This window comes from Microcoleus harperi Pol14_C6 (genome assembly GCF_036701295.1).
In the GTDB taxonomy this organism is placed as follows: Bacteria; Cyanobacteriota; Cyanobacteriia; order Cyanobacteriales; family Microcoleaceae; genus Microcoleus.
Genome location: NZ_JAUBQN010000009.1, coordinates 97935 through 112889 on the forward strand (window position 1 = coordinate 97935; position 14955 = coordinate 112889).

The window sequence follows — 14955 nt, forward strand, 5'->3', positions numbered from 1 at the left end:
ACCATGTTATATCGTTTCCGCTGCTATGAATATATCACCTGCGAAACAAATATTTTTTGCTGTTGACCGGGCAGCGGTTAGCCGCGCGCGATTCAACCTTTTTCCCCGTGCCGTTCGAGAGCTAATTGAATTAAACGGTCTACTAATTCCGGGAAAGAAATGCCGTCCGCGGCCCACATTTGCGGATACATACTGGTAGCTGTAAAGCCGGGAAAAGTGTTGATTTCGTTAATCAAAACTTCTCCAGTTGATTCAATGTAGAAAAAGTCTACTCGCGCTAAACCTGCTGCGTCTATAGCCAAAAATGCTTGTACTGCCATTTCTTGGATTTGCGAGACGATCGCAGCGCTGACTTTTGCCGGGATTGAGCAGTCGGCTTGTCCCTGGGTATATTTAGTTTCGTAGTCGTAGAAATCGCTTTTAAAAGAAATTTCTCCCACCGTTGAAGCTTGGGGGTTGTCGTTACCCAAAACAGCACATTCTAATTCTCTAGCAACCACACCAGCTTCGACAATTATCCGCCTATCGTAGCTGGCGGCGCTGTCGAGAGCTGCTTCTAATTCAGCGCGCGATCGAGCTTTAGAAATTCCCACAGACGAACCCAAGTTAGCGGGTTTTACAAAGCAAGGATAGCCCAAACCTGCTTCAATTTTATCACAGAGTTTGGGGAAAACGCAAGGATTAGACCAGATTTCGGAACGGTTGACAGCGATGTATTTTACCTGCGGCAAACCAGCATGAGCAAAAGCCATTTTCATGGCAATTTTATCCATTCCCAGCGCCGAACCTAAAACCCCGGAACCGACAAAAGGAACTTGCATTAATTTCAGTAACCCTTGCACCGTACCATCTTCGCCGTTTGGCCCGTGCAAAATAGGGAACCAAACATCTACGGCATTAAAATTAGGAAACTGTCCAGCGGGAGAGTCTTTTTGTGCTGTTTGTTCCTCTATTTCCAGAGGTTTTCCGGTGGCTAAGACTTGTTGAGGGAATGTTCCCGACAGCCAGCGGCCGTTTTTTTGGATATAAAAGGGCAGAACTTCGTATTTAGAGGCATTTTCGTCAGCAGCGAGGGCGCCGGCGATCGCCCGCGCTGAACTAATTGAGACTTCGTGTTCGCCCGATCGCCCCCCGAACAATAGCCCGATCCGCATCTTTGTCATTTTTCAATACTCCCGGTACTTTTTGACAAATATACACGCAGTTAGCGCAGCTATCACAGGAAGTATGCGACAGAAACTAAGGATTAAGCATAAGCTGTTGCGAATTTAAATTGTATATTGCGGGCGGCCTCGAAGAAACTCGCCAGTCATAGTTTGATTATTTCTTGACATACAATTTAAATGCCCCAACAGCTTACAGCATTTCTCCCGTCAAACTAAAAGCGCGAACATCTGTAATTTTAACCCGCACAATTTTACCTGCTAATTCTGCAATATCGCCCTTAAAAAATGTGAGACGATTGCCGCGAGTGCGTCCCATCACCTGAGTTGAATCTTTGAGATTCTGGACTTCCACCAAAACCTCTTCAGTGCGTCCGAAATAGCGCTGCGATCGTTCCATCGCCGTTGTTGTGACTACATGATTGATTCGTTGCAGGCGATCGGCTTTCACCTCCTCACTCAACTGATTTTCCCACAAAGCCGCCGGTGTCCCAGGGCGAGGCGAATAAGCCGCAGTATTCACCAAATCGAAACCAACATCTTCGATTAACTTCAAAGTCTTCTCAAACTGTGCTTCTGTCTCCCCAGGAAAACCGACAATCGCATCAGCAGTAATCGAAGCATCCGGCATATAACGGCGAATTGTATCAATAATCCGGCGGTATTTTTCCTGAGTATAGCCTCGCGACATCGCTTTCAAAATATCATTATCTCCAGACTGAAAAGGAATGTGAAAATGTTCGCACACCTGCGGTAATTCCGCACAAGCCTTAATCAATCTTTCCGTAAAATAGCGCGGGTGGCTAGTAGCAAATCTGAGGCGATCGACACCCGGCACATCCTGCACAAAATAAAGCAAATCCGTCAAAGTATGCTGGTTGCTGCCGTCCGGTTTTGTCCCCGGCAAATCGCGTCCGTAAGCATCAATATTTTGCCCCAATAAAGTGACTTCCTTGTAACCTTGACGCCCCAAATCCTCCATTTCCGCGCGAATTGCCTCCGGCATTCGCGACTGTTCAACCCCGCGAACATTCGGGACAACACAATAAGTGCAGCGTTCATTGCAGCCGTAAATTACATTCACCCAAGCAGTCACCTTGCTGTCGCGGCGGGGCTTAGTAATATCCTCCATAATCTCAACAGCTTCAGTCGCCACAACTTGATTGCCCTCAAAAACTTGTTCCAGCAAATCTTCAAGTCGGTTAGCGTGTTGTGGCCCCATTACTAAGTCTAATTCCGGCACTCTCCGCAGCAGCGCTTCACCTTCCTGCTGCGCCACGCATCCAGCTACAACTAAAGTTAAACCCGGTTCTTGGCGCTTGCGATGAGCTTGCCTTCCGAGGTTAGAATAAACTCTTTGTTCGGCATTATCGCGAATTGTGCAAGTATTGTAGAGAATCAAGCTAGCTTCGTTCGGGTCTTCCGAGAACTCAAAGCCCATATTTTCCAGAATGCCGGCCATCCGTTCCGAGTCGGCTTTATTCATCTGGCATCCGAAAGTAGTGATGTGATAGCGGCGGGGTTTAACGGTCATGGCGAATTGCAGGCAAATAAAAAATATAGGTTTTCAACCTTAACACTTTATTATAACACTTCTATGTTAAACGACATACGTCTGGTAATTGGGAATTGTAATAATTATATGGTGTGCAATGCGCCCCTTATCGCTACAAATAGTTTTAGATACGACAAAATCTGCGAAGTCGGGTATTTAGCTCTTCTGTTTTTTTAGTGAGATAAAAAATGTAAAATGGTTTTGGCAATACCTTGTGCAGCCAAATAAGGAACCCCATTGCCAACAGTTTTAAACATATTAGTTAATGTCATCTTAGCCGGCAGTGCAAAATCTTTTGGCAGTGACTGAATAGCCAGTGTTTCTGCAACAGAAAGCCGACGAAGTTTGTAAGGGTGCAAGTGAACTTCGTTATTGCCGTAACAAGCTGTTGGCGAATAACGCCATCGGTGCAATCGCTTGAAAGATTTTTTTGAATCATCTCCTTCATCAACTGAAGCAAACCGCTTAAGGCCTGCTTTGGGTTGGAAATAGTGTTTGGCATTGGGATGGTTGAGAACGTCATTTTTTTGGAACCAAAATTCTACCGTTAAATCTTGGTGGATGCCATCAGGACAAGGCACGAAACCATCCTCTGCAAAGGCTGTTCTATCAGGCCAAGGATGAGAAAAAATTTCTGATTTGGGATATAATACCTGACTTTGCCAAGGAAATAAACTTTCGGCTAACATTTGGCTGTTTTCCTCTATGGAAATGCCCAGATTTTTGACAAGGTTTTTTCTAAGCCCAATCAAAATTATTCTATCCCTATCTTGCGGAACCCCGTATTCTATCGCATTAATTAAACGTTCCGCAAAAACGTATCCCGAATCCGCCAACTGATGTTTTAGTTCACCGTAAAAAGCCTTATGTTTTTTGGTTTTCCACAAACCTTTGACATTTTCAAATAAAAAGAAATCTGGCTGCTGCTGACAAATCAATTCAATGTATGAAGCCGAAAGTTTGCCTTTATCTCCTTCTTGACCTCGGTTTTTGCCACCAATAGAAAAGTCAGGACAAGGGGGCCCCGCGATAAATCCCACAATATCGTGATGCTTGCGGGCATCTTGTATCAATTCCCGCAGGCGAAAAGCTGCTTCTCCCTCTACAAGTCGAGTTACATCTGCTTCCTCTCCTTCGCAATATCCGTATTCTGGTAGCGGCAAATTCAGGCACTGCCGAGAATAGCGGTATGCTTGCATGAAAGGTGGGAAAATTTCATTGACATACGCTACATTAAAGCCGATCGACTCAAAACCCAGATCGAGCAAGCCAGAACCCGAAAAAAATGAGAAAATACAAGGAGGACGGTGCATTGAAGGATGCCAGCAATTTTGAGTTGAGCTTACTATAAATTCTGTCGGGTGCGGAGGGAGCGCTGAACCTTACTATAAATTCTGTCGGGTGCGCAATGCCCACCTTTTATTATTAAAAGTCGCAGATCCGGCCGGACACGGCAATGCCGTTCCCCTACTGGTGCGCATTGCGCACCTTACTATACTCAAAACTATTCTTAAAACCATTCACCGCCTCGGAAACGCCAGTGGGGAAACAAAATCCGCATCAGTGTTTGCGATGCCAGATAAATAGCCAGCCACACTAAACTATAATGCAAAGCAAAAGCTCCCAAGTCAAAATCTTGTGCAGATATCCCCGGTAAACCGATAACTTTGATTAAAAATAACACAAAAAGTGCTTCCCAAATCCCGGCGAGCAATTGAAATGCACCGGGCCAATCTCGATCCCAGCGGAACTGCTGGATGTATATATATAAAGCATCCCAGCCGAGACCAAAAATCGCTACATACCCTAAAATCCAGAAAAAAATTGAGCCGGATTTGGAGGTCATTAAACCTATAAAAAAGGGCAGGGTTACTAAAACGCCTACTGTTGCAAATAGCAATAACCGAGTTTGCCAGCGACCGAATAAGGTGGGAGTCATGCGATTTTATATTTTATATTTTAGATTTTAGATTGCATGGTAAAATTGTTCGATTTTGAATTGAGATTTTAGATTTTAGATTGAACGCGAAGCTCGTTTAAATCAATTAAATCCCATACATTGCTCGTTGGCAAACTTCCTCCTTAAAATTAGTCGGGAGATTTATTTAAAATCCATTTCCACCATTGCACGAACGATCGCCAAACGCTCAATTTCTGCACACCCGCAACTCGGTTGGCGGCCAGACTTTCAACGGAACGCAAGGCGGCGTATTGCAAGCCCAAAAAGCTGTCTACCGGCGCGTAAGGCCCTCCCAAAGTAATCGCGCCGGCTGCGTATACCCGGCCTTCTGTGTTGCTAGCAGAAGAATTCCGCAATTCGGGCACTTCAAAATCGTTGTTAACACTCAGCCGCCCCAAACCGTTGAGGGGAAGATTATATTGAGCTACCAAATCGTTTAACAGGGGACTGGTTTTTACCTTAGCGTCCAAACCCGTAGCATCAATAATAAAATCAGCTTCTAACTTAATTTGCCCCTTGAGTTCCTTCTCCTTAATGTACGTCACTGTGCGGTTTTGACTGTCGCGCTCGACTCGCTCGACTTCACCGAAGGTAATTTGATACCATCCTTGACTTAAACCTTCTTTGACAATCCGCCGCCAGTCGCTGCGCTGGGCTGTAGTAGTTCCACCCCAGTCTGTGAGCAACTGCGGGCGCAATTCGGGGGCGGCTTTTTCCAAAAGTACGCGGAGTTCCCCGCCCCAGGAAGCTTTTGGCCAGTTGAAAGGTTGAAATTCGTAGTGATTTTCGACTCTTCGCTGAGCGAGTTTAAATTTGTTACCTTGAGGTTTGGGCGATCGCATCAAATGCAATACTTGAATGTTGCGATTGCGCTGTCGCGCTTCGTAAATTCGCTGCACCACGCGGGAAGCCACAATTCCCCGGCCTCTAATTAACACGCTGCCGCCGCTGGCCTCCAATTTTTCGTAAACGCCGTCGTGGCTTTCATAAGCGTTGACAACCGACTCAAAATCCTGGGTTTTTTCGCGGTAAGCTTGCAAGTCGGGCAGAAATTGAATGGCGGGATAGCCGGTGGCTAAGTGTACGTATTTGGCGATTAAAAAAGCGTGCTCGCGGTGATCCGCATCCGATCGAGAATAAGCGATCGCGTACCTGCCGTCATCTGTTTTGCGAATTCCCCGCACTCTACCGTAGCGAAACATCTGATTCCACCCAATTCTCTGGACTTCCCTGTCAATAGAATCAAACACATTACCCGCGCGAGGCGTATAAGTTTCGGCAAAAGTCGGTTCAGCAAACACCTGCCACATCAACTTCAACGACCTCCCCAAATGCCCTTTCCGCAATTCCTGCCAAGCTTCCCGCAAAGCATAGGGAGGCCACCCCCAAATGTTGTCTGGACAAGAGTCAGAATTCGATCGCAGGCGTTCCCGCAGCGGAATTTGAGAATTCAGGCATAGACGGCGATAGCGGGCGTAAGGCTGGTTTTCCATGCCCAAAACCGCAATTCGATCGATTTTCACACCGCAAATTCTCAGCAAATCCACCCACATAAAGCTGCCCAAACCACCGCCAACAGCAGCCCAATCAACTTCTGCCACAGGGAGTCCCATAGATTCGAGCGATCGCACTTTTATTTGAGAAGCGTGCAAAAATGCGATCGGCGGAAATTCTCCCCTACTACTTGTTTGAGGAAGCTGCAACATTACTGGTTGCCCCAACGCGGGATCTGGCCCATTGGTCTGCGGGTTAAAGAAAATGTGAAAATTGACCGACGGCATTTCAGGAGAATTCACAGCAAAAGAAATGCCGATGGCGTAGGGCCCAACTTGCAGCATATCCCCGTTTGCCAGCACGCACCTGGTTTGGCGAACGCCGTTGACAAAAGTACCGTTGCGGCTACCCGTGTCAGTAAGTAAAATACTGTTACCTTCGGTGCCAATCACTGCGTGAAAGCGAGAAACTTGACTGCTGCTGAGGGCAATTCGAGAAACTCGTTTCCCGTTGATTGTGGCGGGCATAGCTTCAAAAATTCGTCCCAAAGCGATGGGTAAGTCGAGTATAGGGGATCGACAATCCCCCGTAGCTGTATCAGTCCAAGTCAGTCGCAGGCGCAAGGGTTGAGAATTCATGATTATTTTTTAAACATCAGCCGTCGGCTTTGAGCTTTCTGCAAAAAAAGATTTTTGAAGTTGAGAGTGTTTAGCGGATAGCCCGATTTTCCCTTTTTTACACTCTCACGGAGAGATGACCACACTCGCCGCCGCCGCCAAAGAAGTACCGCACCACGGACACCCCGCATTCAACTGCGCGTAAGGCGAAATTCGGCTGCATTTGGGACACTGCAAACCATATTTTGAAGGCCCCGTCGGCTGAAAGTTACCAGTTGCGGGAGGCTCCAGCAAAACTGTCTGGGGCGCGGCTACCTGCACCTCCGTCACATTCACCACCTCGATTTGCACTTGCCCTAAATGGATGTGACTTCCCGAGTTCAATTTTGCTTCGCCTCGGACGAGAATTTGTCCGTCTACCAGTGGCGGATTGCTTTCGCGCAAATTCCGCACTGCATACTCCTGCAATTCCTGATTAAAAAATATTTCAACGTGCAGCCCCGATACGCTGGGATGCGAAAATACTATATCGCACTTCGCCGGATCGCGCCCTAGCCTCACGCTTCCCGGATTTTTGCTCGGCTGTCCGTTTTCAATTGTCTGAGTTTGACGCACCCCAGCTTCTGTCCATGTTAAAGTGAGCTGGTTTGTCATGATTTTATAGTTAGCTCAAAAATATAATAAAAAAATATTAGCTGATTTATAATAAAAAAATATTAGCTGATTTATTTTGAGGACGGAGTTCCTCACCAAAAAACTTAATTAGAATTATTGACGCAGACTCGATCGAACTTCTAAAAATATTATTATGTGCAGCTAAACAAAAAAGCCCTGAGTTCGGGGCTTTTAGTGCTCGTATTGGCTTTTTTTGAGAGACTGACTCCCGCTAGCCAGCTTTTCTTTCCCGCAAAATTATTGACCGCAGTGCAGCTTGGTTAAAAATTTGCTGTTCAAGATTTGCCAGCGATTGCTAAAAACTAATTGCTGTGGGGTTTTCAAATTTGCAAAGCTTTGGTGCGCTAATGACGAATTTTGGAGGTTGGGCGATCGAACTACCTTGGGAAATTCGATTGCCCCACCTCCTCAAACGTTGACTGTCCTAGTGCTATCTCTCACGCTGCAACTGTGCAATCTTTCATTACAGGGCCAGCCTTGAAAGACTTAAGCTTCGCTCTTGCGGCTTTTCCGACCGCCTTCGCGACCAATTTGAGCCATGTGTTCGCGATTTCTACTGACAGCTTCACCGCCTTTTTGGCCAGCTTGTCTGGCTTCTTCAGGGGTGAATTCGTGTGCAGTTCCTTTCTCGTGTGCAGCTTTTCCGCCTTTGCTAGCAATTGCGCGCTGTTTTTCTGCATCCATAGAAGCGAATCCGCGTTTGCTTTTCTCAGCCATGACTGTCTCCTTGTTTGTTTCTGATTTTTTAGCTCGATCGCGCCTTCGCCCCCCACTGTCGTGGTTACTTCCAGTCAGTGGTGAGATATCCGACTGTAAATTATGAAACCTCATCACACGAATCTCAGCTTTTGGTTTAACTCGCAGGATGACTCTTTCATAATTTACAAATGTGAACTAAAAATAGTTCACGTCCGGGCACTATAGTTAGAGCCGCCAATGTTTTTAGCTGGTTACTGTCTTTCAATCATTCTATAAACCCCCCCAACGTTTATACCTCTTTCTCAGGTATAGTCATTCTTTAGTTCGCTGGAAGGATGGAACCGAAAGCTGATTGGCGGTAGACTCAGAGGATTTTTTGACTCGGGCGGCGCCACTTCAAAAAATTAAAAGTCCAAAGACGGATGCTTTTTTGGTCTTTTTACTTTTTTTTTGATGCCTTCCGCGCTTGCCAGTTATCCCGATGTTAGTTGGTCTGCCGATCGAGTTGTTTCTGGTAAGCGATATTTTGGGGCGCAGCGCAGGACGTACTCGATCGCACTTATCAAGTTTACCTTATGACCAATCGAAACATAAATCGGTTTTACTCCTGTTTGCGTCCTTAGCGCTGCTCCTACCGTTGATCCCTCCAGCAGCAAGGGTTGCCAACTGCCACGGTCGAGTCCGACTTCTAAATGTTCTCCCATAAATCGATTTTTGGCAACTCCGATCGTGGCAATCCCTGTCAAAACCCCCAAATGGCAGGCAAGACCGAACCTGCGGGGATGGGCTAGTCCTTGACCGTCGCACAATATCAAGTCTGGCCTCAAACTGATATTTTCCAAAGCTTCAAGGACTGCCGGTACTTCTCGAAAAGACAGGAAACCCGGAAGGTAAGGAAAAGTTGTAGGACTGCGAACCACGGCTTGCTGCAGCAATTGCAAGTCGGGAAAGCTCAGAACTGTTACAGCGGCCTGCGATACGTCGTTTGCACTGTCGTAGCCGACATCTACGCCTGCGACGTATCGAACTGTCTCCAGTTGATTTGCGGTAATTACCTCTGACCGAAGCTGTTCTTGAATGGCGATCGCCTCTTCAACTGTCTGCGGCCAAGGGTGTCGTTGCAACATTGTGATTTTTTTTCAACCGTTCTCATCTAAGCTTAACTTATTTTCAGGCATTTTTACACTCAGATTTTTATCGTTTGTAGCTATAAATTCCTAAAATTCCTAGCTTGCCCAAGAAGTCTTTTTTCTACTCAGGAGGGTTGAGAAAGGCGGGCAGATGCCAATTCTACCAATAGAGTCTGTAGGTCGGAGAGTGAAATTCTCTCTTTCGCTTGTGCTGGAACCAACCGCCCAAGGTTTTATCGGCACGAACCTCCTATTTTCTACTCAAAATTTACAAAAAATACCTATTTGATGCGGATTTTTTAGCTTTGTAGAAAGCTTTTTCTTTCCGATCGCCATTTTATTCTTTGTCAAAGAGCGATCGAGCTATTTATTTACTTCTTCTTTATCTAATTTTATCTTCATTGTCAAGATACTTGAAACATTTATTCATCAATAATCTTACCCAGCTACAAGTGCCATTGTTCATCCCCGCTCATGGAGCTAAGAGGTCCCCAGACCCTCGCAACTATATGACTTTTATGAAAAAAAATCAATGAATTTATGAGTTGTTTCACCCTTAACATGAAGTTATAATCTTAGATGATATCGAATAGAAAACTAACATCAAGTAACACAACATAGGTGAATAAACATATGAAAACCATGCAAAATGTTCAGTATAACCTAGCTCTCTACATCGTCGGTGGCATCGTCTTCATCATCGCCGCCTTAATTTTAAGACCTTTTGCCCTCGTCGGCGCAGGGGAACGCGGCGTCGTGATGCGCTTCGGCAAAGTTCAAGACGCGATCTTAGATGAAGGCATCCACCCGATTTTACCGCTCATCACCTCTGTAAAAACTCTCAGCGTGCGGGTACAAAAAACAGATTTGAAAGCAGATGCAGCATCCAAAGATTTGCAAAGCATTACTACAGATTTGGCAGTCAACTGGAATGTTGACCCCGCCAAAGTCAATCAAGTTTTTCAACAAGTGGGAGACGAAGAACAAATTGTTACCAGCATTCTGAGTCCGGCAATTTCGGAAGTTCTCAAAGCAGCAACTTCTAAAAAAACCGCAGAAGAAATTATCACTAAGCGCACCGAACTAAAAACAGAAATCGACAACAGCCTCAAAAAGCGCTTGGAACCTTATGGCGTCATTGTCAGAGATGTTTCTTTAATAAATTTTGGCTTCTCTCCAGAATTTAGCAAAGCCATCGAATCCAAACAAATAGCAGAACAAGAAGCTAAACAAGCAGAATTTACAGTTCAAAAAGCCACCCAAGATGCTCAAGCTGAAATTAACCGTGCTAAAGGTAAAGCTGAAGCTCAACGCTTGCAGCGGCAAACTTTAACAGCCGAAATTTTGCAGCAGCAAGCAATTGAAAAATGGAACGGTCAGTTTCCGACAGTAATGGGAGGAGGCGGAACTTTGCCATTAATTAATATTGCGCCGCCGAGTTCTCAAGCTGCAACTCCTGCTAAATAAGCTGCTGCAGATCGTGATTGCCAGGACGCGGGGAGAAGGGAAGAGGGGGAGAGAGTCTGAGGGGGAGAAGAATAGACGGTTTTTCACTGCGCAAGTGAAGATGTGCTTTTTTTAAATGCCGAACAGCAAGGGTAGAAAATACAACTAACCACTAACGTGAAATCCCGCTTACTTAAATGCCCAGATACAATTTACGTTGCGCGAGTCCTGAAAAACGTTAGAGTAAGAAACAATTCGGAAATTGTAAAGGTTTGCTTGAAAGTTCGGCTGATGGGAGATCGGGAGAACCAGTCAATTTCTAACTTAGGTGAAGTGGGGGGTATCGGCGATCGCCCTACTGCGTCAGAAGCCCTGTGGCTACGCGATCGAGCTTTGGCCGCTACTAGCAGTGGCATTGTGATTGCTGACGCCAATGCACCCGACTGTCCCATAATTTATTGCAATCCGGCCTTTGAACGGATGACGGGTTACTGCGCCAGTGAAGTCTTGGGGCGCAATTGCCGATTTTTGCAAGGCCCGGATACTGATCGAACTACCGTAGCTAAGATCCGCGAGGCCTTGCGCCAAGGTCGAGAAATCCAGACAACAATCAAAAATTACCGCAAAGACGGCACTCCTTTTTGGAGCAAATTGTCGCTATCTCCCGTGCGAGACGACAGCGCTAATTTGACTCATTTTGTAGGGATTCAGTCGGACTTGTCCGAACGCATCTGTGAAGTGCACGAAGCATTGCAGCAAGCTAACGACCAACTGCAAACGATTTTGGCAGCAGTTCCGGGAACAGTATCTTGGATTAGCTCGGATTTGCGCTATTTGGGGGTTAACCAGCACTTAGCCAAACTGCATGGTTTGCGGCCGTCGGCTTTTGTCGGTCAAGATATTGGTTTTCTGGGCGCTAGCTCGGATTTTAACTCTTTTGTGGTGGAGTTTTTTGCCGGCGACGCTACGGAAGCGGTTAAAGAACTCAACGTTAAGCTACAAACCGACGCGGGAGAGTCGGAGGGATACTATTTGATTGTGGCTCAAAAGTACGATCGTGGCAAAGCAGCTTGTTTGGTAGGGATTGACATTACCGAGCGCAAGCGGGCAGAAGAAGCTCTGGTGCTGACTCGCAAGGCGGTGGAAAGTTCGAGTGACGCGATCGGCATCAGCGATGCGAACGGCACTCACATTTATCAAAATCAAGCGTTTTCTCAGCTATTTGAATGGGACAGCGCAGAGGAATTTAAACTAGCCGGAGGTATATCGGCAGTTTTTGCTGACGCCCCAGTCGCCAAGGAGGTACTCGACACGATCGCCCAAGGTTATTCTTGGTTTGGTGAAATTACCAACCGCACTAAAAGCGGTAAAACTTTGCAAGTGTTGCTGCGGGCCGATGCTATTAAAGACCGCACGGGGAAAATTGTCGGTCTGATTTACATGAATACCGATATTACCGACCAAAAGCGCACGGAACAAGAGCTGCGGCAAAGCGAGAAGCGCTTTCGATCGTTGATTGAAAATGCTAGAGACATTATTGTGATTCTCGACGAGAAAGGCTTTTGCCGCTATGTATCTCCTTCCCTAGAGCGGATTTTGGGCTACCCGACGGCGGAAGTCCTGGGCCGATCTATATTTGACTTGATTCACCCTGACGAATTGCTAATAGTGGATCAAGTGTTCAAAGGTGTCATGCAAATGCCGAGAGTTAGTCAGGGAATGGCGGAGTACCGAGTGCAGCACAAGGATGGTTCCTGGTGCGTGTTGGAAGCGGTGGCGACGAATTTGCTCAACGAACCTTCGGTGCGGGGAATTGTGGTCAACTGTCACGACGTGACTGAACGCAAGATGGCTGAAGAACAACTGTTGCACGATGCTTTGCACGATGCGCTGACAGAGTTGCCGAACCGCGCTTTGTTGACTGACAGGTTGGGGCAAGCTTTTGCCCGCGCGCAACGGCATCCGAACTATCAGTTTGCGGTGCTGTTTCTGGATTTGGACAGGTTTAAGGTGATTAATGACAGTCAGGGACACCGCATGGGCGATCGGCTGTTGGTGGGCGTGGCTCGCCGTCTTTTGACTTGTTTGCGGCCAGGGGATACGGTGGCGCGTCTGGGGGGAGATGAGTTTGTGATTTTGCTAGAAGAAATTCACGGTGTGGATGAGGCGATCGCCCAAGCAAAGGAAATTCTGAAAACGATCGAACGACCGCTTTATTTGGAAGGTAATAAAGTTTTAATTACTGCTAGCATCGGCATTGCTTTGAGTACCGACAAATATCAGTGGCCGGGAGATATTTTGCGCGATGCTGATATTGCGATGTACCGGGCAAAAGCTCTGGGTAAAGCTCGCTACGAAGTTTTTACCAGTGCGATGCACACTCAGGCGGTGGCTTTGATGCACTTGGAACACGATTTGCGGGAGTCGGTTGAAGAACTAAATTTGAAATATTCGATAGTGGATTTCGGATGTGTGGCGGTGGAGGAAAACTCACCGATGAGCGAAATAGATCGGAAGTTGGAGCGTCCGAAATCGCCATTGGCTCCTTATAAATTGGAATGTCCTTTTACTGTCTATTATCAGCCGATCGTTAGTTTAAAAACGGGTTCAGTTATCGGATTTGAGGCGCTGGTGCGCTGGCTGCACCCGGAAAGGGGTTTAGTTTCCCCGATGGAATTTATTGCGATGGCGGAGGAAACAGGGTTAATTACGCCTTTGGGTTTGTGGGTTTTGAACGAAAGCTGCCGCCAAATTATTAAGTGGCAGAGTTTGAATTTACCTGTGGGAAATTCGCCGCTGACAGTCGCAGTAAATCTTTCCGGGAGGCAGTTTGCCGAAGCCGAGTCGATCGAGCAAATTAAGCAAGTTTTGCTGGAAACGGGAGTTGACGCTCGCTGTTTGAAGTTGGAGATTACTGAGAGTGTGGTGATGGAAGATGGGGAAGCGGCGGCGGCGATGCTTTCGCAGTTGAGAGACTTGGGTATCGGGCTGTGCATTGATGATTTTGGCACTGGTTATTCGTCTCTGAGTTATTTGCACAAGTTCCCGATTAATATTTTGAAGGTCGATCGCTCTTTTGTGACCCGCATCGGGGAAATGGGCGAAAATTTGGAAATCGTGCGGGCGATCGTCATGCTGGCCCGCAGTTTGGAGATGGAGGTAGTAGCAGAAGGTGTCGAAACCGCCGTCCAATTGGCTCAAATGCGGGCGATCGGCTGCGAGTACGGTCAGGGGTACTTTTTCTCTAAACCTCTCGACAGTGAGGCAGCTACAGCCTTGTTGAGGCGATCGCCCAAATGGTGAACAGAACCAAATATTTAATTTGTATTTTGAAAAATCTTAAAACTATAGCGGCCTGTGCTTATTGGAGATTCAATAAGGGCGATCGATCTTTTGGTAATCGATGTCTTGAGTGTTAAAATTACAATTGAGTATAATAGCAAACTATAGAGATAGGTAAAAATATATGTCTCAATCTATTGTGCCAGCAGTCGCAGAAAAACAACTCGATACTTCGCCCACATTAACTTTTGAAGAATACCGAATTTATCAAGGAGAATCTGATGTAAAATATGAGCTGTACAAAGGCAAATTAATCCCGATGCCAACAGCCACAGTTTTACACATCAAAATTTGCGAATATTTAGTTTACCAGTTGCAGCGTTACCTAGCCGCTCACAATCTCGACTTAGTAGTAAAAACTGGGCTGGGAGTGAGAACCGATGAAGATAAGTCTCGGATTCCCGATGTAGTTGTCTGCACTCAAAGTCTTTTGGAACAAGCTGCGGCTAGACCAGGTGCAGGTATACTCGAATTTGATGAAAAGCCGCTGTTAGTGGTAGAAGTAGTCAGCGAAAATCGCCGCGAAGATTACGTGATTAAACGCGGAGAGTACGAATTAGCGAATGTGCCAGAATATTGCATTGTTGACCCTAAAATGGGCAAGCAAAAAATTCGGCTTTTTGCATTAATTGAAGGTGAAGATGGTTACACGTATACAGATTTCTTGCCTGGTGAAGAAATGGAATCTGTAGTATTTCCCAACCTGAGATTATCAGTCAATGAAATTTTAGATCCGCCATTGGTAGAAGGGTTAATTAAGGCAGAACAAGCTCAATTGCAGAAAGCTGAAAGGTTGGCGGCGAGGTTACGGGAGTTGGGCGTAGATCCTGATGCTGTGTAGGAAATTGGATAAAGTGCGCGCGGCGAAGCTATC

At 46.3% G+C, this 14955-nt stretch carries 11 protein-coding genes; 3 read left to right on the top strand and 8 right to left on the bottom strand.

Annotated elements, in window-relative coordinates:
- Nucleotides 1-92 precede the first annotated feature (92 nt).
- The 8 genes from QUA27_RS09630 to nfi form a co-directional block, all read right to left on the bottom strand.
- Nucleotides 93-1163, bottom strand: coding sequence for a D-alanine--D-alanine ligase family protein (locus QUA27_RS09630; protein ID WP_333067648.1), 1071 nt, complete (start codon nucleotides 1161-1163; stop codon nucleotides 93-95).
- A 193-nt stretch (nucleotides 1164-1356) separates the two neighbouring features.
- Nucleotides 1357-2697 (bottom strand): tRNA (N6-isopentenyl adenosine(37)-C2)-methylthiotransferase MiaB, encoded by a 1341-nt coding sequence (gene miaB / locus QUA27_RS09635; RefSeq protein ID WP_333067649.1) that lies wholly within the window; start codon nucleotides 2695-2697, stop codon nucleotides 1357-1359.
- 194 nt (nucleotides 2698-2891) lie between these two features.
- A complete protein-coding gene (locus QUA27_RS09640) occupies nucleotides 2892-4031 on the bottom strand; it encodes a DNA cytosine methyltransferase (protein ID WP_333067650.1) in 1140 nt (379 codons plus the stop codon).
- Between the two features lie 197 nt (nucleotides 4032-4228).
- Nucleotides 4229-4657, bottom strand: coding sequence for a hypothetical protein (locus QUA27_RS09645; RefSeq protein WP_333067651.1), 429 nt, complete (start codon nucleotides 4655-4657; stop codon nucleotides 4229-4231).
- A gap of 149 nt (nucleotides 4658-4806) precedes the next feature.
- Entirely contained in the window at nucleotides 4807-6810 is a 2004-nt protein-coding gene (locus QUA27_RS09650; RefSeq protein WP_333067652.1) for an FHA domain-containing protein, read from the bottom strand.
- 105 nt (nucleotides 6811-6915) lie between these two features.
- Nucleotides 6916-7443: an FHA domain-containing protein gene (locus tag QUA27_RS09655; RefSeq protein WP_333067653.1), complete on the bottom strand. Its 528-nt coding sequence runs from the start codon at nucleotides 7441-7443 to the stop codon at nucleotides 6916-6918.
- Between the two features lie 507 nt (nucleotides 7444-7950).
- A complete protein-coding gene (locus tag QUA27_RS09660) occupies nucleotides 7951-8181 on the bottom strand; it encodes a KGG domain-containing protein (RefSeq protein ID WP_006631632.1) in 231 nt (76 codons plus the stop codon).
- A 455-nt stretch (nucleotides 8182-8636) separates the two neighbouring features.
- Nucleotides 8637-9290: a deoxyribonuclease V gene (gene nfi / locus QUA27_RS09665; protein WP_333067654.1), complete on the bottom strand. Its 654-nt coding sequence runs from the start codon at nucleotides 9288-9290 to the stop codon at nucleotides 8637-8639.
- Between the two features lie 636 nt (nucleotides 9291-9926).
- Between nfi and QUA27_RS09670 the strand changes: the two genes are divergently transcribed.
- The 3 genes from QUA27_RS09670 to QUA27_RS09680 all read left to right on the top strand — a co-directional run bounded on the left by QUA27_RS09670 (nucleotide 9927) and on the right by QUA27_RS09680 (nucleotide 14922).
- Complete coding sequence (locus QUA27_RS09670) at nucleotides 9927-10760, top strand: prohibitin family protein (RefSeq protein WP_333067655.1); 834 nt, start codon at nucleotides 9927-9929, stop codon at nucleotides 10758-10760.
- A 270-nt stretch (nucleotides 10761-11030) separates the two neighbouring features.
- Nucleotides 11031-14042, top strand: coding sequence for an EAL domain-containing protein (locus tag QUA27_RS09675; protein WP_333067656.1), 3012 nt, complete (start codon nucleotides 11031-11033; stop codon nucleotides 14040-14042).
- 163 nt (nucleotides 14043-14205) lie between these two features.
- Nucleotides 14206-14922, top strand: coding sequence for a Uma2 family endonuclease (locus tag QUA27_RS09680; protein WP_333067658.1), 717 nt, complete (start codon nucleotides 14206-14208; stop codon nucleotides 14920-14922).
- Nucleotides 14923-14955: the final 33 nt, after the last annotated feature.

Excerpts from the sequence above, each read along its gene's own strand:
- QUA27_RS09630 (WP_333067648.1), bottom strand. The coding sequence starts at position 1,163 with ATGACAAAGATGCGGATCGGGCTATTGTTCGGGGGGCGATCGGGCGAA.
- miaB (WP_333067649.1), bottom strand. The coding sequence starts at position 2,697 with ATGACCGTTAAACCCCGCCGCTATCACATCACTACTTTCGGATGCCAG.
- QUA27_RS09640 (WP_333067650.1), bottom strand. The coding sequence starts at position 4,031 with ATGCACCGTCCTCCTTGTATTTTCTCATTTTTTTCGGGTTCTGGCTTG.
- QUA27_RS09645 (WP_333067651.1), bottom strand. The coding sequence starts at position 4,657 with ATGACTCCCACCTTATTCGGTCGCTGGCAAACTCGGTTATTGCTATTT.
- QUA27_RS09650 (WP_333067652.1), bottom strand. The coding sequence starts at position 6,810 with ATGAATTCTCAACCCTTGCGCCTGCGACTGACTTGGACTGATACAGCT.
- QUA27_RS09655 (WP_333067653.1), bottom strand. The coding sequence starts at position 7,443 with ATGACAAACCAGCTCACTTTAACATGGACAGAAGCTGGGGTGCGTCAA.
- QUA27_RS09660 (WP_006631632.1), bottom strand. The coding sequence starts at position 8,181 with ATGGCTGAGAAAAGCAAACGCGGATTCGCTTCTATGGATGCAGAAAAA.
- nfi (WP_333067654.1), bottom strand. The coding sequence starts at position 9,290 with ATGTTGCAACGACACCCTTGGCCGCAGACAGTTGAAGAGGCGATCGCC.
- QUA27_RS09670 (WP_333067655.1), top strand. The coding sequence starts at position 9,927 with ATGAAAACCATGCAAAATGTTCAGTATAACCTAGCTCTCTACATCGTC.
- QUA27_RS09675 (WP_333067656.1), top strand. The coding sequence starts at position 11,031 with ATGGGAGATCGGGAGAACCAGTCAATTTCTAACTTAGGTGAAGTGGGG.
- QUA27_RS09680 (WP_333067658.1), top strand. The coding sequence starts at position 14,206 with ATGTCTCAATCTATTGTGCCAGCAGTCGCAGAAAAACAACTCGATACT.